The organism is Rhizobium sp. Root482, assembly GCF_001426565.1.
Lineage (GTDB): Bacteria > Pseudomonadota > Alphaproteobacteria > Rhizobiales > Rhizobiaceae > Pararhizobium.
On the sequence record NZ_LMFA01000012.1, the window covers coordinates 188,936 to 206,484 of the forward strand.

Sequence of the window (17,549 nt, forward strand, 5' to 3'; positions counted from 1 at the left end):
ATGGATCGGATCGCGCCCGCTGATCATGATCTGCGATAGGCTGGAACGAGCAGCAGGAGAAGACCATGATCGAGCACTACCGGATGTTTGCCGACTATAATCGCTGGGCCAACCGGCGGCTCTACCAGGCGGCAAGCGGCCTGAGCGATGCGCAATACCGCGAAGACATGGGCGCCTTCTTCGGCTCGCTGCATCATACGCTCAATCACCTGCTGGTCACCGACCGCATATGGATGAAGCGCTTCACCGGCAGCGGCGAGGCCCCAGCCTTGCTCGACGCCATTCTCTTCGACGATTTCGCCGACCTGGCCTCAGCCCGCGCCGTCGAGGACGAGCGGATCATCGCCTGGATTCACAGCCTGACCGAGGACGACCTTGCCGGCCGATTCACCTATAGACCGATCACAAATCCTGCCCCGGTCACCCAGAGGCTGGCACCGCCGCTCGCCCATCTGTTCAACCACCAGACCCATCATCGCGGCCAGTGCCACATGATGCTGACCGCACTCGGGCAGCCGAGTCTCGCGCTGGATCTCGTATATTTCCTGCGCACGCCGGAGGGCAAGGCGTATGCCGGCTGAGCCGTCGCGAAGGCCTGCTTATAGCCGCCCCTCCAGCCCTTGACGGGATTTTAATGCCGATCGGCTATCAGCGTTGCAGTGCAACGGTCGCTTATGCGTAACCATCCGAGGACGGCGGAGATGACGGGAAAACCGAAAGGTGACGGCGGGACATATCCTCAGCAAAACGCCATTCTGCTGAAGGTGACGCAGGCGATGGCGAAACGTAGCGTCGCGGCTCTCCCGCGTAATTACGAGCTTTTCCACGCCGCCCTCTCCGGCCGTAATTCCACCCTGACGCGCGACATGGCAGCACTCGGCACGTATCCGGATCAGGCGATGCTCGATCAACTCGGCATCAAACATCACCTGCCCGGCTTCGTGACGCTGGCCGCCGACACTGTCCGCGTCGATACGGCGCGTTCGATCTCCGCGCTCAGCCAGTCGCTGGACAAGGATATAGGCAAGAAACAGGGTTTTGCCGAAATTTTACGTGCCTTCATCGCCCGGCTGGAAGCCGATCCGGTGGTCGGTATGTCGGATTTCGCCGATGAGGCCAGGTGCCTGCGCGATGCGGCAGCAATCTTCGAGCGCCAGGAGCGGGCGTCGATCGAGCGGATGGACGAGACGCTTGCCGAACTCGGGCGTCTTCACGACGATGCCGAGACGCTGCGCCGCGCCTTGACCCGCGATCCCGTTACCGGCCTTGCAAACCGATTGGCCTTTTCCGCGCGGCTCTTCACCCTCTACGAAGAAAGAAATCCCGCGACAGGCTCGGCACTTGCCCTTGTGACCGTGGAGGGGCTGCGCGCCATGGGCGAGCGCCACGGCCAGGCTGTGGCCGACAGGGCACTGAAGAAGCTGGCGTCGCTGTTTCGCAAATCCGTCAAGAAGAATGATTTCGTCGCGCGCCTCAGCGCCGACGAATTCGCCTTCCTGTTCCACGATGCGAGTGCCGACAATGCCGTGGCGATCGCCGGCCGTATCCGCGCCGCTGTCGAGGCCCTGCGGTTTGCACTTCCCGAGCGCGCCTTCACCCCGCAAAGCCTGTCCCTCGCCGCCGGCATCGCCGTGAGCGGAGCGGCGACGGGCAGCACCGACCTGCTTGCCCAAGCCGAACTGGCGCTGCAGGCGGCGCGTGCCGCCGGCAGGCCGGATGCGCTGGTCTTTTCCGCCGCGATCGGCAGCCGGACAGGCAAAATCTACACGCCGCACGCCGCGTGATCCAGCAGCCTCTCGGCAAACCCTTGCCTTATCGGCGGACTTCGGCCAAAACGCCGCCATGATTACCATCAGCGACCTCTCCGCCCGTATTGCCGGGCGTCTCCTCATCGATCATGCCAGCGTGGCGCTTCCGGCGGGCACGAAGGCGGGTCTCGTCGGCAAGAACGGCGCCGGCAAGTCGACGCTGTTCAAGATCGTCACCGGCGAAATGGAAAGCGAGAGCGGTTTCGTCTCGATCCCCAAGAACACCCGGATAGGCCAGGTGGCGCAGGAAGCGCCGGGCACCGAAGAGCCGCTGATCGAGATCGTGCTGAAGGCCGACAAGGAGCGCGAGGCGCTGCTGGCCGAAGCCGAGACCGCCACCGATCCGCACCGGATTGCCGACATCCACATGCGGCTGGCCGATATCGACAGCCATTCGGCGGAAGCGCGGGCCGCGAGCATCCTGTCGGGTCTCGGCTTCGATGCCGAGGCCCAGCTTCGCCCCGCATCGAGCTTCTCGGGCGGCTGGCGCATGCGCGTCGCTCTGGCGGCCGTGCTGTTTGCCGAGCCTGACCTGCTCCTCCTCGACGAGCCCACCAACTATCTCGATCTCGAAGGCACGCTGTGGCTGGAGGATTATATCCGCCGCTATCCGCACACGGTCATCATCATCAGCCATGACCGCGACATGCTGAACATGGCGGTCAATTCGATCGTGCATCTCGACCAGAAGAAGCTCACCTTCTATCGCGGCTCCTACGACCAGTTCGAGCGCCAGCGCGCCGAGGCGATGGAACTGCAGACCAAGGCGAAGGCCAAGAACGACGCGGCGCGAAAGCACCTGCAATCCTTCATCGACCGCTTCAAGGCCAAGGCTTCCAAGGCCCGCCAGGCGCAGAGCCGCGTCAAGGCGCTGGAGCGTATGGGCACGGTTTCGTCCGTCATCGAGGATCACGTCCAGCCGATCCGCTTCCCCAAGCCCGAGAAGCAGCCGGCCTCGCCGATCGTCGCCATCACCGGCGGTGCCGTCGGCTATACGCCGGGCAAGCCGATCCTCAAGGGTCTCAACCTCAGGATCGACAATGACGACCGGATCGCGCTGCTCGGCTCAAACGGCAACGGCAAGTCGACCTTCGCCAAGTTCATCTCCGGCCGCCTTTCCGCCGATAGCGGCGACATCAGGCTGGCGCCCAACCTGAAGATCGGCTTCTTCGCGCAGCACCAGCTCGATGACCTGATCCCCGGCGACACCGCCGTCCAGCATGTCCGCCCGCTGATGCCGGAAGCACCGGAAGCCAAGGTGCGCGCCCGCGTCGCCCAGATGGGGCTTGCCACCGAGAAGATGGAAACCCCCGCCAAGGACCTGTCGGGTGGCGAAAAGGCACGCCTGCTGATGGGGCTTGCCGCCTTCGAGGCGCCGAACCTTCTGATCCTCGACGAACCCACAAACCATCTCGACATCGACAGCCGCAATGCGCTGATCGGGGCGTTGAACGAGTATGAAGGCGCCGTTATCCTGATCTCGCACGACCGCCACCTGATCGAGGCGACCGTCGACCGGCTCTGGCTGGTCAAGGACGGCACCGTTTCCAATTACGACGGCGACCTGGAGGATTATCGCAACACCATCGTCCAGAGTTCGCGCGGCAAGGGCGGCAAGAACAAGGGCGGCGAGGATGGTCGCTCCAAGGCCGAGCAGCGCAAGGCCAATGCCGACAAGCGGGCAGCCTTTGCGCCGTTGAAGAAAAAGATCAACGATATCGAATCCTTGACGGCCAAGCTGCAGAAACAGATTCAGGCCGTCGACAAGGAACTTGAAGACCAGGACCTCTACGACAAGCACCCGGAAAAGGCCGCCGCCAAGGTGAAGGAGCGCGCCGACATCATGGCGCGGCTGGCCAAGGCGGAAGAACACTGGATGGAATTGTCGAGCGAATACGAAGAGGCGATGGCGGACTGACCGCCGTCGCCCTCCCGTAAATGCGCCGGGCACGACATTCATAAGCGATCTCTAAAGTCTTAACGAGGTGTTTAAGGCGGTGTTTAAGACACCGCCCTAGATTTTCTCGCCATGAAGCACGAAACGCAAAATGTCTTTCGGTTCCGGCGTGTCAAATGGGGCAATCCAAGGCATGCGATGAACGCGCTGCGCAACAAGGAACCGGTGCTCGTCGACGTCGCGCCGGCCTCCGGCCGGCTGTTCTGGGTGCTCGTCGTGCTGCTCGTGTTGAGCATCTTTGCCAGCGTGCTTGTCATCGGCGGGCAATCCGATCTTCTCTCCTGGTCCTTGAGCGCTATCCCAGCTCGAATGTTGTGACCCCGTAGATTTGCCCCAGCGGCAGATCGGGCGCGATGCCGCGATACATGCGCGCCGTCTCGAAGACAGGCTTCAGATTGTAGCGGTCGCAGAGCGCCCGGGCGGCGGCGTTCGGCTCGGGAATATCGAGAAAGACCGGACCGCCGCCGATACTGGCCACCAGTTTGCGAAAGACGAGATCTGCACCGGTCTCGGTATCGGCAAAGAGCGGCCCGATCCTGTGTCCCTCCTGGCTGGCGCGGATGGTGCCATAGGCGGCGATACCAGCGTTGCGGATCAGCGCGATGCTTTGGCGGCCATCACGCGGCTTCAGCCATTCGCGCAGGAAATTCTCCCGGCGCGCCGGATAGAACCGCGCATCGTAATCGACAAGCAATGGCATGTGCACCGGGGAAACCGAGACCAGTTCGGTGCCCGGCGGTTCGGTGCATTTCACCTCGCCGCCATAGCGGATATTGGTGTGGGCAAGGGCAAAACCGGATTTCGCGTAGATGTCCTGCGCCCCCGGCACGCCGTCCAGCCCGATCGTGCGCCCGGCCGCCTCCGGCAGCACGCTTTGCCAGAGGCGATGGCCTATCCCCTGCCCGCGATAATCGGGATGGGTGATATAGAAGCCGAGAAAGGCATAGGTCCCGTCGTAGCGCACCAGCGAGAGGCCGGCGACCACCCGGCCATCCTCTTCGGCGACCCAGTAGCCGTCCGGATCGGCCGCCCAGAAGGATGCCGCGTCGTCGAGGCCGGGATTCCATCCTTCCCGCGCCGCCCAGTCGAGAAGAAGATCGAGATCGGCGCGGCCGGCTTTTCGAATGATCGGGGACATGGGATCTCCTTGCGTCGATATCGGCCTAAACAGATAGATTGGCGGAGCGATTGTCCAGACCGGCCGGCGGATTGTCCGGCAAAGGCGGCGCTTGCCCCTGTTTCGCTTTCTGCTACAAAGCCCGATATAAAGTCATACAAATCGAGCGAACGCCATGAACCCCATCCATATCGCCATCGTCGGCGTCGGCAAGATCGTCCGCGACCAGCACCTGCCCGCCATTGCGGGAAATGCCGATTACCGGCTGATTGCCGCCGCCAGCCGCCACGGCATCGTCGACGGCATCGATAATTTCAAGTCGATCGAAGCGATGCTCGAGGCGGTGCCCGCAATCGATGCTGTATCGCTCTGCATGCCCCCGCAATTCCGCTATCAGGCGGCACGCGTGGCGCTGGAGGCCGGCAAGCATGTGTTCCTGGAAAAGCCGCCGGGCGCGACGCTGAGCGAAGTCGCCGACCTCGAATCACTGGCCTCGGCAAACGGGCTGTCGCTCTTTGCCAGCTGGCATTCGCGCTATGCGCCGGCGGTCGAGGCGGCGAGACGCTTCCTCGCCTCCACCCGTATCAACGCCGTCCAGGTGATCTGGAAGGAAGATGTGCGCCACTGGCATCCGAACCAGGACTGGATCTGGCAGGCTGGCGGACTTGGCGTCTTCGACCCCGGCATCAATGCCCTGTCGATCGTCACCCATATCCTGCCGAACCCGCTGTTTATTACCGAAGCGACGCTCGAATTCCCGGAAAACCGCGATGCGCCGATCGCCGCCGCGATCCGCTTCAGCGATGCCCATGCCCTGCCGGTGACGGCCGATTTCGACTGGCGCCAGACCGGGCACCAGAGCTGGGATATCATCGCCGAGACAGATGCCGGCAGGATGGTTCTTTCCGAAGGCGGCGCCAAGCTGTCGATCGACGGCAAGCTCGTCCACGACGAGCCGGAGCGGGAATATCCCGCCCTCTACGCCCGCTTCGCCGAAATCATCAAGACGAAACAATCCGACGTCGATCTCGCGCCGCTCCGGCATGTCGCCGATGCCTTCATGCTGGGCCGACGGAAGTTCGTGGACGCGTTTATCGATTGATTGGCCTGGAATGGCTGAGGCGGCGATCATTGCCCCTCATCCGGCCCTTCGGGCCACCACCTTCTCCCATCGGCGGGGAGAAGGGACAGGCATCCGTTTCCTCGTAGCGGCGGCTTACGCCTTCTTCACCCAGCGCCTGTCCTCATTCTGCTGCCAATAGGTCAGGGCATGGCCCTCGGCCTTCAGTGTCTTCCAGTGTGCCCGCGCGCCTTCCAGTTGCTCCTGATCATAGCCGTCGAACATGAAGACCATCCGGTCGTAACCGCCGACCGGCGGTGGCGCAGCACCATCGATGATGAAGCGGACGGTGGCGGCGTTGCCGTTGGTCTCGCCGGCGGTCAGCAAGATCGGCTGGTCTGCGGCAAACTCCGCCTCATCGGTACCGTGCGGCAGGAAACTGTCGTCGCGATAGGTCCACAGATGCGTATCGAGCATGTCGCGCCGCTCCTCGCCGGCGGTCTGCACGACGACGCGCCAGCCGCGCTCGATGCAGCGGTCGAGCAGCGGCGGCAGCGCGTCCTCGAGCTTCGATTCGGTCAGGTGGTAGAACAGGATTTCCGTCACGTCCTAGGTCAGCTCTCGTAATTGGCCCGCACCAGCTCGTCGAGCAGGCGCACGCCGAAGCCGGATGCCCAGGACTGGTTGACCTCGTCATTGGGTGAGCCCATGGCGGTGCCGGCGATGTCCAGATGCGCCCAGGGCGTATCCTTGACGAAGCGCTTCAGGAACTGCGCGGCGGTGATCGAACCGGCATAGCGGCCGCCGGTATTCTTCATATCGGCGAACTTGCTGTCGATCATCTTGTCGTATTCCTTGTCGAGCGGCAGGCGCCAGAGGCGTTCCTGCGTCGCCTGGCCGGCCGCCGTCAGCTGACCGGCAAGCCTGTCGTCATTGGCAAAGAGGCCAGCATGATGGCTGCCGAGCGCCACCATCACAGCACCTGTGAGCGTCGCCAGATTGACCATGAACTGCGGCTTGAAGCGGTCGTTGCAGTACCAGAGCGCATCGCAGAGCACGAGCCGGCCCTCGGCATCGGTATTGATGATCTCGATCGTCTGTCCGGACATGGAGGTGACGATGTCGCCGGGCCGCTGGGCATTGCCATCAGGCATGTTTTCCACAAGTCCGATAATGCCGACGATATTGGCCTTCGCCTTGCGCGCCGCCAGGACATGCATCAGCCCGGTGACGGCGGCCGCGCCGCCCATGTCGCCCTTCATTTCCTCCATGCCGGCACCGGGCTTGATGGAAATGCCGCCCGAATCGAAGACGACACCCTTGCCGACGAAAGCGATCGGCCTGTCCTTCGGCTTACCGCCCTTCCATTGCATGACGGCAAGCCGCGGCGGCCGGGCCGAGCCCTGCGCCACGCCGAGCAGCGCGCCCATGCCGAGCCGTTTCATTTCACGCTCGGTCAGCACCTCGACCTCGACACCGAGTTTTTCCAGTTCCTTGGCCTTGGCGGCGAATTCGACCGGCCCCAGAATATTGGCCGGCTCGTTGACGAGATCACGGGCCAGGAAGACGCCTTCGGCCACCGCCTGCGAGAAGGATGCCAGTTTCTTCGCCGCCACCGCCGCATCGGTGACGATCGTTATCTTCACCGGCTTCACAGGCGCCTTCTGGTCGTCCTCGTCCTTTTTCGTCTTGTAGCAATCGAAGCGATAGGCGTTCATTTCCATGCCGAGCGCAAAATCGGCCGCCTGCTTGCCGGACACGACGAGCCCGGGTGCATCGAGGAAGACGGTGACCTTCTCGGCGGAACGGATTTTCGCCGCAGCCGCGCCGCCGGCCTTCAGCCAGTCATGGGCGGTGAGGCCCGTTCCGTCGCCCATGCCGAGAACGAGAATGCGCTCGGCCGGCGAACCATGCGGCGCCACGATATCGAGCGCGGCGAGCGTCTTGCCCTTGAATTTCGCGATCCGCGCGGCCCTGGCGATAATGTCCTGTGGATCGACCTGCTGGACGCCTGCGGCTTCTTTTGCGTCAACTGTCTTGAGCAGGATGGCGAGGCCGCCGGTGGGGCGGGCCGATTTGCTGAAACCGATTTCGAATTTCAAGGACATGAGAAACTCCAGGATGGCGATGCGGGCGCGGTGCTGTTACATGGGGGCTACAGTGGCGGACATTCGTCACCTTCCGCCACCCCCGCGGCACGTTGGCATACCCTTTCTTGGTTTTAATGGCCTTGGCAAGACGCGAGCGTATGTTTACATGCCGTTAACCAGCATTCTTTGCCGTCGATTAGCCTTGATCCTTTAGTCTTTCGTCATTGTGAAAATCTTGCAAACCGGCTTATTCGACACGGCATTGATACAGGTTCCGGCCAGCTATATGCCGGCATTCCCGAACCCGTCGCACGGCCACAGCGGCCAGGACAATGCATGAAACTGATCGAGCGTTATATCCTGAAGCGGGCAACGGGCATGTTCCTCGCCACGCTTCTGCCGCTTCTGGCGATCGTGTGGACGACACAGGCGCTGGCCAGCATCAATCTGGTCACCGACAGCGGCCAGTCGATCCTCGCCTTCATGCGGCTTGCGACGCTCGTCCTGCCGTCCATCGTGCCGCTCATCCTTCCCTTCGCGCTGGTCATCGGCGTGGCGCAGACGCTGACGGCGATGAATGCCGATTCGGAACTGACGGTGCTGAATGCGGCCGGAAGTTCGCGCATGACGATCATCCGGCCGATCATCTATCTGAGCCTCGCCCTCAGCGCGCTTTCCTTTACGGTCGACAATTTCGTCGAACCCTATTCGCGCATGGCCGTGCGCAAGATGATCGCCACGGCAAATGCCGATCTCCTGTCGTCGGTCGTGCAGGAAAACACCTTCCGCAAGATCGCCGACGGTCTCTATGTCCAGGTCGCCTCGCGGCGCAGCGGCGGCGTGCTTGGTGGTATTTTCGTCGCCGATTCGCGCAATCCGGCCTATGAGCTCGTCTATTACGCCCGCGAGGGTGCGGTCGACGACAATGGCACGGCGCTGGTGATGAAGGATGGCGAGGTGCACCGCAAGCTGCCCGACGGCAATGTCTCGATCATCAAGTTCGACAGTTATGCCTTCGACCTCACGGACATGACCCGGATGGCCGGCGAGGTGAACATTCGCGCCAAGGACCGGGACCTGCCCTATCTTTTCAATCCTGATCCGAAGGATCCGGTCTATGAGAAGAAGCCGCTCTCCTTCTCGGCCGAGCTTCATCGCCGGTTCACCGAATGGACTTTCCCCCTTGTTTTCGCCCTGGTCGCGCTGGTCGTCAGCAGCGATGCGCGGTCCCATCGCGAGGCCCGGATGCATCCGATGATCACGGCGCTGCTGACCTGCCTGTTCATTCGCTGGACAACCTTCTATGCCGCCAACAGCGCCGAGGAATCGCGCCTCTTCATTCCGATCATGTACCTCATCCCGATCGGCACCGGCGCGCTTGCGATACGCCAGCTGACCGGAAACAGGCGGCTTGAAATTCCCGTCAGCTGGGAGCAGAGGGTCAACGACCTCCTGGTGCGGCTGCGCCTTGCCAAGCCGGCCTCCGACGGGAATCAGCCGTCATGATCTTCACGACACTCGGCCGCTATTTCTTCAGGCGCTATGCGATGACCACCTTCTGGTTCCTCGCCGGCATCTTCGCGCTGATCTTCATCATCGATTTCAGCGAATTGTCCAACCGAATGTCGCAGTTGCCGCGCTATTCCGTCGCCGGCGCGCTGTTGATGACCACGTTCCGCATACCGATGATCCTGCAGCAGACCGTTCCCTTCGTGGCGCTGTTTTCCGGCATGGCGGCGCTGATCTCGCTCAATCGCCGCTATGAGCTGGTGGTGACGCGCGCGGCCGGCATTTCCGTCTGGCAGTTCCTGCAGCCTTTCGTGGTCGGCGCCTTCCTGTTCGGCGTGCTGACGGTTATAGCGCTCAACCCGCTCGCTTCCTGGGGCACCAAACAGGCGGAAATGCTGGAAACCGAATGGGGCAGTTCTTCGGCGTCCAAGTCGACGATCGCCGTTCCCTGGCTTCGCCAGATCTACGGAAACGACGATACGATCATCGGCGCCCGCTCGGTTCGCGACGAGGGCAAGACCCTGGTCAATGTCAGCGTGATCCATTTCGATCCGCTCGGGACGATCGTTTCGAGACAGGATGCGGCCACGGCAAAACTCGAAGATGGTTACTGGCTTCTTAACGCGGTGACGGAAACGCGCAACGGACAATTGCCGCGACGTCTCGAAACGGTACGGCTGCCGACCCATCTCAAGCCGGAATTCGTTCAGGAAAGCCTCGGAAAGGCTGATTCCATTCAGTTTTTCGACCTCCCGCACAAGATCGAGGTGGCGAAATCCTTCGGTTTCCCGACCAATGCCATGGAAACCCACTTCCACTCCCTGCTTTCGCTTCCACTGCTTCTCGTGGCGATGACGCTGATCGCCGCCAGCGTCTCCCTGAAATTTAGCCGGTTCAACCAGTCGCGACCGGTAATTCTCGGTGGAATCCTCTCGGGCTTCGTGCTTTATGTCGTCACCGTGCTTGTCAAAGCATTCGGGAGCAGCGGCATTATGCCTCCGTTCGTTGCAGCCTGGTTGCCAGTTGTTGTAGCGATGGCGCTGGGCTCGACGATTCTATTGCATGAGGAGGATGGCTAGTGGCGGCAGGCGCCCGCAAACATACAAGGCTGCTGACGGCCATTCTGCTTTCCGGTGTTGCATTCCTGGCGTCGAACCCGATCGCGCCCGCATGGGCGCAGCCGGCGGATATCGATTCGCTCCAGCCGAGCCTTCCCGACGACGCCAAGATGCTTCTGTCGGCGAACGAACTCGTCTACAATCAGGATGCGGAGCGCGTCATCGTACGCGGCGCCGTGCAGATCAATTACGGCGGCTACCAGATGGTCGCCCAGCAGGTCGAATACAGCCAGAAGACGGGGCGCATCATCGCGACCGGCGAAATCGAGCTGATCGAGCCCGGCGGCAATCGCATCTATGCCGACCAGATGGACGTTACCGACACATTCTCCGACGGCTTCATCGAGACGATGCGGCTGGAGACGACGGATCTCACCAAGCTGGCGGCCGTGACCGCCGAGCGCCGCAATGGCGAGGAGATGATCCTCAACAATGCCGTCTATACCGCCTGCACGCCCTGCGCCACCAACCCGAACCATCGTTCCCTCTGGCACCTCAAGGCGCAGCGCATCGTCCAGAACGGCCGGACCCATACGGTGCGGATGGAAAATGCCCGTTTCGAGCTGTTCGGTAAGCCCATCCTCTTCCTGCCGGTTCTTGAACTTCCCGATCATACGGTGAAGCGCAAGAGCGGCTTCCTGTTTCCGAAGTTCAGCTATACCCAGAAGCTCGGCGCCGGCGTCAGCATTCCCTATTACTGGGCGATTTCGCCCCATATGGACGCGACCGTGACGGGGACCGGGCTGACGCGCCAGGGTTTCCTGCTTCAGGGGGAGTTTCGCCAGCGCTTCGAAAACGGCGAACATATTCTCAGCATGGCCGGCATCAGCCAGATGAACCGCGACAACTTTACGGACGGCACGGTCGATGCCCGCGAAACCAATCGCGGCATGATCGCCTCGGCTGGCGAATTCAAGATCAATCCGCGATGGACATTCGGCTGGAATGTGCTGGTGCAGAGCGATGCCAACTTCGCCAAGACCTATGAACTGTCGACCTTCGACGGCACCACCTACACGAACCAAGTCTATCTCACCGGTCTCGGCAAGCGCAATCATTTCGATGCGCGGGCCTTCTACTTCGATATCCAGGATGCCGATCCGGACAGCCTTGCCGAAAACAAGCAGGCGGTGGCGCAGGTTCTCGACTATTCCTATACGGCGCCCGAGCCGGTGCTGGGCGGTGAACTGACCGCCGAGGTCAATCTGACCAATATCAATCGCAACCGCGAAGATGAGTTGCGCGTCGCGCTGCCCGGTCCCGACGTGTACCGCTATCGCGGACTGGACGGCACCTATCACCGGCTTTCCGCCGAGGCGGAGTGGAAGCGCAATTTCATCGTTCCGGGCGGGCTTTCGCTGACGCCGATCCTTGCCGCCCGCGGCGACGCGATCGGAACCTCGATGACCGCTCCCAGCAATTATAGCGGCAATTATTATGACGACGACGCCGCCACCCGCGGCATGCTGACGGCCGGCATCGATGCGCGCTATCCCATCCTCCTGACCACCGATTACAGCAGCCATATCATCGAGCCGATCGCCCAGCTTTTTGTCCGGCCGGACGAGGAATATGCCGGCGCCCTGCCCAACGAGGATGCCCAGAGCTTCGTGTTCGACGCGACGTCACTGTTCGACCGCGACAAGTTCTCCGGTTTCGACCGGATCGAAGGCGGCTCGCGCGCCAATCTCGGTATCCGCTATACCGGAGCGCTCGGCAACGGCTATGCCCTGCGCGCCATTGCCGGCCAGTCCTTCCATCTTGGCGGCCTGAATTCCTTTGCGACCGACGACCTGGTCAAGGCAGGCGCCAATTCCGGCCTGGAGACCGACCGGTCCGACTATGTCGCCATGATCGGCGTCGACGCGCCCTCCGGCATCACGGCAAGCCTCAGCGGCCGGCTCGACGAGAAGAGCCTGGACCTGCGGCGCGCCGATGCGACGCTGGGCTATCAGGGCATCCAGTGGCAGGGCGCGGTCACCTATACCAGCATCCAGGCGCAGCCGCTTTACGGGGCGACCAACGACCAGGACGAAATTCAGACGGCCGCCGCCTTCCGCTTCCGTGACTACTGGTCGATCTTCGGTTCGGTGACCTATGATCTGAACAGCAATGTCATTACCCGCAACGGCATCGGCATCACCTATGACGACCGCGACACGATCTTCTCGCTGGTCTACAAGGAAGAGCGCGACAGCGACCAGTCCGTCGCCAACGACTGGTCGATCGGCGCGCGCATCAGTTTCCGGACCCTGGGTGACATCGATATCGGCGACACGGATTTCGACGACCTCAACTGAGGCGGCGAAGCGCTTTTTGGCACGTCCAGCGGCACCCTGATGCTTTTGCATCGGGGCTTGTCATTGTTCGGCCGCATGTATTAGGCATTGATGCGGAAAATCAGCGCGGAACGCTGCGCTCGACAGGAAGATCATGGCCTGCGGACCGGTTGCGTCCGGGGGAAAATGAAAAGGACGGGAAATGGGCGGGAAAATTTCAATCACGCAGACGCTCCAGGCAATGATCCTTGCCGTTGGCCTGGCATTTGCCGCAACGCCCGTAGCGCAAGCCGCAAGCAAGGTCGCCGCCGTCGTCAACGGTTCGCCGATCACCACCGGCGACATCGCAAGGCGCGCCGCGTTCATGCGCCTGCAGAGACAGAGCGGCGGCACGGCCGCAGCCCGCCAGCAACTGATCGACGAAGTGCTCAAGCGCGCGGAAGTCCTGCGGATCGGCGCCTCGGTTAGCACATCGGATGTCGATGCGGCCGTAGCGCGCTTTGCAGCCGGCAATAAATTGTCCACCGCCCAGCTTTCGCAGGTTCTCGACCAGGCCGGCGTCGGCATCGAACATTTCAAGCAATATGTCGCGGTTTCCATGAGCTGGCCCCGCGTCGTCAATGCCCGCTATGGCAGCGGTGGCAGCGGACGCCTGTCGAACGAGGAACTGGTGCGCCGCATGCAGGCAAACGGCGGCAACAAGCCGGTGACCACCGAATATTTCCTCCAGCAGGTGATCTTCGTGGTGCCCGCCTCGAAGCGCAATGCCATTCTCGGCAAGCGCCAGGCGGAAGCCAATGCCTCGCGCTCCAAATATCCGGGATGCGAGCAAGCCAAGGTCTTTGCGGCGACGATGCGCGACGTCTCGATCCGCAATCTCGGCCGGATGATGGCGCAGGAACTGCCGGCGGACTGGAAGCCGCTGATCGAGAAGGCCGGCGACGGCCAGACCACCGCCACCCGGGTGACCGAGAAGGGCGTGGAATATCTCGGCATCTGCAAGAAGCGAGAGGTCTCCGACGACGTGGCCGCCGAGATCGTCTTCCGTGCCGAGGACCTCGGCAAGAAGTCCGAAGGCGAAAGCGACAACAGCAAGCAGTATCTCGAGGAATTGCGCAAGAAGGCGCAGATCATCGAAAAGTAGCCGAATCATGTTCCCGACGCGCGACAGGCCGCTCGCCCTGACCATGGGCGATCCGGCCGGCATCGGCCTTGATCTCGCCCTTGCCGTCTGGGCCGGCAGGCAGGTGCTGCAGACGCCGCCTTTCCTGCTGATCGGCGATCCGGCGGCACTTGCCGGGCGCGCTCGGCTGCTTGGCCTCGATATTACGATCCGCGAAACCGACTGCAACGGAGTGGCCAGCGCTTTTCAGGATGCCCTACCCATCCTTCCGCTCGCCTGCGCCGCGCCGGTCAAGCCCGGCCAACCCGACAGCGCCAATGCCGGCGCCATCATCGGCGCCATCGAGACGGCTGTGCGCCTGACCCTGCGGGGGGAGGCTTGCGCGCTCGTCACCAATCCCATCGCCAAATCGGTTCTCTACGAGGCCGGCTTCAAGTTCCCCGGCCATACGGAATTCCTTGCCGATCTCGGCGAACGCGCCACCGGCGAGCCGCTGCTGCCGGTAATGATGCTGGCGGGCCCGAAGCTGAAGGCGGTGCCGGTGACGATCCATATCCCGTTGAAGGACGTGCCGGCGCAACTGACATCCGACCTCATCTACCGGACCTGCGTGATCACCGCGCGCGACCTGAAAACCCGTTTCGGGCTTGCCGCGCCGCGGATCGCCATTGCCGGCCTCAATCCGCATGCCGGCGAAAGCGGCGCGCTGGGTCTGGAGGACGACGCCATCATCCGGCCGGTGGTGGAGCGGCTGGCGGCCGAGGGCCTGGCTATCACCGGTCCCCTGCCCGCAGACACGATGTTTCATGACCGTGCCCGCGCCACCTATGATGTCGCCATCTGCATGTATCACGACCAGGCGCTGATCCCGGCCAAGGCGCTCGGCTTCGACGACAGCGTCAATGTCACGCTCGGCCTGCCCTTCATCCGCACCTCGCCCGACCATGGCACGGCGTTCAGCCTGGCCGGCCAGGGCATCGCCCGCGCCGACAGCCTGCTGGCGGCGCTGCGGCTGGCGAGAGAGCTTGCCGATAATGTTTCGCGGGGAGACGACTGATGGCGGCGATCGACGGACTGCCGCCGCTGCGCGACGTCATCGCGCGCCACGGGCTCGACGCGAAAAAGGCGCTCGGGCAGAATTTTCTGCTCGACCTCAACCTCACACAGAAGATCGCCCGCACGGCCGGACCGCTCGAAGGCGTGACGGTGATCGAGGTTGGCCCCGGACCGGGCGGACTGACCCGGGCAATCCTGTCGCTCGGCGCCCGCAAGGTCATCGCCATCGAGCGGGATTCGCGCTGCCTGCCTGCGCTCGCCGAAATCGCCGAACATTATCCCGGCCGCCTCGAGATCATCGAGGGCGACGCGTTGAAAACGCCGTTCGAGACGCTTGCCGACGAAGGCCCGGTCAGGATCATCGCCAATCTGCCCTATAATATCGGCACACAGTTGCTGGTCGATTGGCTGCTGCCGAAACAATGGCCGCCCTTCTACCAGTCGATGACCCTGATGTTCCAGCGCGAGGTTGGCCTGCGCATCGTTGCGGAGGCTGGCGACGATCACTATGGCCGGCTCGGCGTGCTCTGCGGCTGGCGGACCGAGGCGCGCATGGCTTTCGACGTGCCGCCGCAGGCCTTTTCCCCGCCGCCCAAGGTCACCTCGACCGTGGTCCATCTGGAGCCACGGGAAAATCCGATCCCGTGTTCGGCGGCGGCCCTGGAAAAGACCACCATGGCCGCCTTCGGCCAGCGCCGCAAGATGCTGCGCCAGAGCGTCAAGTCGATTGGCGGCGAGGCGCTGCTCGCCAAGGCGGGCATCGATCCGCAACGGCGCGCGGAAACGCTTTCCGTGGAAGAGTTCTGCCGGCTCGCCAACAATCTTTAAAGCAACGGTGTTTCCGTCAGCAGTCCGTTGACGAACTGGAACAGGCCGGGGCGGCGGTCGCGGCGCAGGCGTTCGGCCTCTACGATCGCCTGGACCGATGCAAAGGCGCTGTCGAGATCCTCGTTGACGACGATGTAATCATATTCCAGCCAATGCTCGATCTCGGAGCGGGAATTGGCGAGCCGCGTGGCGATCACCTCTTCGGTGTCCTCGGCACGACGGTGAAGCCGCGACTGCAGTTCGGCCATGGACGGCGGCAGGATGAAGATCGAGACGACGTCGCCGCCCATCTTTTCCTGCAATTGCTGGGCACCCTGCCAGTCGATGTCGAACAGCATGTCCTGACCTTCCGACATTGCCGCCTCGACGGCGTCGCGCGGCGTGCCGTAGAAATTGCCGTGCACCTCCGCCCATTCCAAAAGCGCATCCGTCTGCCGCAGGCCTTCGAAATCACGGATCGACTTGAAAAAATAGTGCCGCCCCTCGATTTCGCTCGGGCGCCGCTTGCGGGTGGTGACGCTGACGGAGATGCTCATCTGCGGATCGGCTTCCAGCAGATTGCGGGCAATGGTCGACTTGCCGGCCCCCGATGGCGAGGAAATCACCAGCATGAGGCCGCGGCGTTGTATGGTCTGGGTAACAGGCGGGTGGGCGGGGCTCATGGCTACTCCAGATTCTGAACCTGTTCGCGGAACTGGTCGATGACGACTTTGAGTTCGATGCCGGCGGCGGTGACGGCGGCAGCATTCGACTTGGAACAGATCGTATTCGATTCCCGGTTAAATTCCTGGGAAAGAAAATCGAGCTTGCGCCCGACCGGACCGCCTTTCTTCAGGAGATCCCTGGCGGCGGCCACATGGGTGCGCAGGCGGTCGATCTCCTCGCGAATATCGGCCTTGGCGGCAATCAGCGCCACTTCGCCATAGAGACGATCGCGATCGAGTGCCGGCGCGCCATCCATCAAGAGCGCGACCTGGCCTGCCAGCCGCGTGCCGATCGCCTGCAGGCTGCGTGACGGGTCCGCCTCGATCTGCCGGGCCAGGGTCTCGATCGCTGCGATCTGGTCGAGCAGAACCCGCGCAAGGGCGGCACCCTCGGCTTCGCGCATGGCCACCATGTCGGCCAATGCAAGCTGCAAGCCGGCGAGAAGATCGGCGTCGCGCGCGGCGCGCTCACCCTCCTGTTCCTCCGGCTCGCGGAAATCGACAATGCCGCGTATGGCGAGCAGCGTGTCGAGGCGCAGCGGCGCGGGATCGATAAGCCCGGAAAGCCGTTCGCGCAGCGACATCACCGCGTCCAGCGCGCGCTGGTTGACCACCGGCTCGACGCCGGCTTCGGTGGCCGCGGCAGACAGATTGACCTGCAGATTGCCGCGGGAAAAGCAGGCGCCGATCGTCTTGCGGATCTCCGCCTCCAGATGCTCGGTACCGGCCGGCAGGCGCAGCTTGACATCGAGACCCTTGCCGTTGACCGAGCGCAATTCCCAGGCCCAGCGCGTGCGCCCCGAGGTTCCTTCACGGCGGGCAAATCCGGTCATCGATTGCAACGGCATCTCTTCTCCTTCGTTCATCGCCAGAAATGTGTAAGGCTCCGGCCCGCTTCAC

The 17,549-nt window shown here is 62.9% G+C and carries 16 protein-coding genes; 11 read left to right on the forward strand and 5 right to left on the reverse strand.

The annotated features are described in order from the left end of the window. The first annotated feature begins 65 nt into the window (after positions 1-65). From ASD31_RS08935 to ASD31_RS08950, 4 genes are all read left to right on the forward strand, one after another. Positions 66-581: a DinB family protein gene (locus ASD31_RS08935; RefSeq protein WP_056332015.1), complete on the forward strand. Its 516-nt coding sequence runs from the start codon at positions 66-68 to the stop codon at positions 579-581. A 195-nt stretch (positions 582-776) separates the two neighbouring features. Next, positions 777-1,784 carry a GGDEF domain-containing protein gene (locus ASD31_RS08940; protein WP_162251148.1) on the forward strand — a complete coding sequence of 336 codons (1,008 nt, stop codon included), beginning with the start codon at positions 777-779 and terminating at the stop codon, positions 1,782-1,784. Positions 1,785-1,842: 58 nt separating this feature from the next. Next, positions 1,843-3,726, forward strand: a complete 1,884-nt coding sequence (locus ASD31_RS08945; RefSeq protein ID WP_056332020.1) for an ABC-F family ATP-binding cassette domain-containing protein — start codon at positions 1,843-1,845, stop codon at positions 3,724-3,726. Positions 3,727-3,903: 177 nt separating this feature from the next. Beyond that, positions 3,904-4,083, forward strand: coding sequence for a hypothetical protein (locus tag ASD31_RS08950; RefSeq protein WP_156392571.1), 180 nt, complete (start codon positions 3,904-3,906; stop codon positions 4,081-4,083). On the opposite strand, the gene ASD31_RS08955 is transcribed toward ASD31_RS08950, so the two are convergent. After that, on the reverse strand, positions 4,061-4,903 hold the full coding sequence (locus ASD31_RS08955; RefSeq protein ID WP_056332024.1) for a GNAT family N-acetyltransferase: 843 nt from the start codon (positions 4,901-4,903) through the stop codon (positions 4,061-4,063). The two genes, ASD31_RS08950 and ASD31_RS08955, sit on opposite strands and share 23 nt — an antisense overlap. A gap of 154 nt (positions 4,904-5,057) precedes the next feature. Here ASD31_RS08955 and ASD31_RS08960 point away from each other — a divergent pair, with 154 nt between their 5' ends. Then, entirely contained in the window at positions 5,058-5,984 is a 927-nt protein-coding gene (locus ASD31_RS08960; protein WP_056332026.1) for a Gfo/Idh/MocA family protein, read from the forward strand. 114 nt (positions 5,985-6,098) lie between these two features. On the opposite strand, the gene ASD31_RS08965 is transcribed toward ASD31_RS08960, so the two are convergent. Then, entirely contained in the window at positions 6,099-6,548 is a 450-nt protein-coding gene (locus tag ASD31_RS08965) for a DNA polymerase III subunit chi (RefSeq protein WP_056332028.1), read from the reverse strand. Positions 6,549-6,556: 8 nt separating this feature from the next. After that, entirely contained in the window at positions 6,557-8,050 is a 1,494-nt protein-coding gene (locus tag ASD31_RS08970) for a leucyl aminopeptidase (RefSeq protein WP_056332030.1), read from the reverse strand. Between the two features lie 318 nt (positions 8,051-8,368). Between ASD31_RS08970 and lptF the strand changes: the two genes are divergently transcribed. The 6 genes from lptF to rsmA all read left to right on the forward strand — a co-directional run bounded on the left by lptF (position 8,369) and on the right by rsmA (position 15,945). Then, positions 8,369-9,538 carry an LPS export ABC transporter permease LptF gene (lptF, locus tag ASD31_RS08975; protein WP_056332032.1) on the forward strand — a complete coding sequence of 390 codons (1,170 nt, stop codon included), beginning with the start codon at positions 8,369-8,371 and terminating at the stop codon, positions 9,536-9,538. After that, the gene (lptG, locus tag ASD31_RS08980) at positions 9,535-10,620 is read left to right on the forward strand and encodes an LPS export ABC transporter permease LptG (RefSeq protein WP_056332034.1); all 1,086 of its coding nucleotides are present in this window, start codon (positions 9,535-9,537) and stop codon (positions 10,618-10,620) included. The genes lptF and lptG overlap by 4 nt, the downstream gene beginning before the upstream one ends. Continuing rightward, positions 10,620-12,959 carry an LPS-assembly protein LptD gene (locus ASD31_RS08985; RefSeq protein ID WP_056332036.1) on the forward strand — a complete coding sequence of 780 codons (2,340 nt, stop codon included), beginning with the start codon at positions 10,620-10,622 and terminating at the stop codon, positions 12,957-12,959. The genes lptG and ASD31_RS08985 overlap by 1 nt, the downstream gene beginning before the upstream one ends. A gap of 181 nt (positions 12,960-13,140) precedes the next feature. Continuing rightward, positions 13,141-14,082, forward strand: coding sequence for a peptidylprolyl isomerase (locus ASD31_RS08990; RefSeq protein ID WP_056332037.1), 942 nt, complete (start codon positions 13,141-13,143; stop codon positions 14,080-14,082). A gap of 7 nt (positions 14,083-14,089) precedes the next feature. After that, positions 14,090-15,118, forward strand: coding sequence for a 4-hydroxythreonine-4-phosphate dehydrogenase PdxA (gene pdxA, locus ASD31_RS08995; protein WP_056332040.1), 1,029 nt, complete (start codon positions 14,090-14,092; stop codon positions 15,116-15,118). After that, the gene (gene rsmA / locus ASD31_RS09000; RefSeq protein WP_056332042.1) at positions 15,118-15,945 is read left to right on the forward strand and encodes a 16S rRNA (adenine(1518)-N(6)/adenine(1519)-N(6))-dimethyltransferase RsmA; all 828 of its coding nucleotides are present in this window, start codon (positions 15,118-15,120) and stop codon (positions 15,943-15,945) included. The genes pdxA and rsmA overlap by 1 nt, the downstream gene beginning before the upstream one ends. Here the strand turns inward: rsmA and gmk are convergent. Further along, on the reverse strand, positions 15,942-16,607 hold the full coding sequence (gene gmk / locus ASD31_RS09005; RefSeq protein WP_056332044.1) for a guanylate kinase: 666 nt from the start codon (positions 16,605-16,607) through the stop codon (positions 15,942-15,944). The genes rsmA and gmk overlap by 4 nt on opposite strands. Before the next feature lie 2 nt (positions 16,608-16,609). After that, a complete protein-coding gene (locus ASD31_RS09010; protein WP_056332045.1) occupies positions 16,610-17,497 on the reverse strand; it encodes a YicC/YloC family endoribonuclease in 888 nt (295 codons plus the stop codon). Between the last annotated feature and the right edge of the window lie 52 nt (positions 17,498-17,549).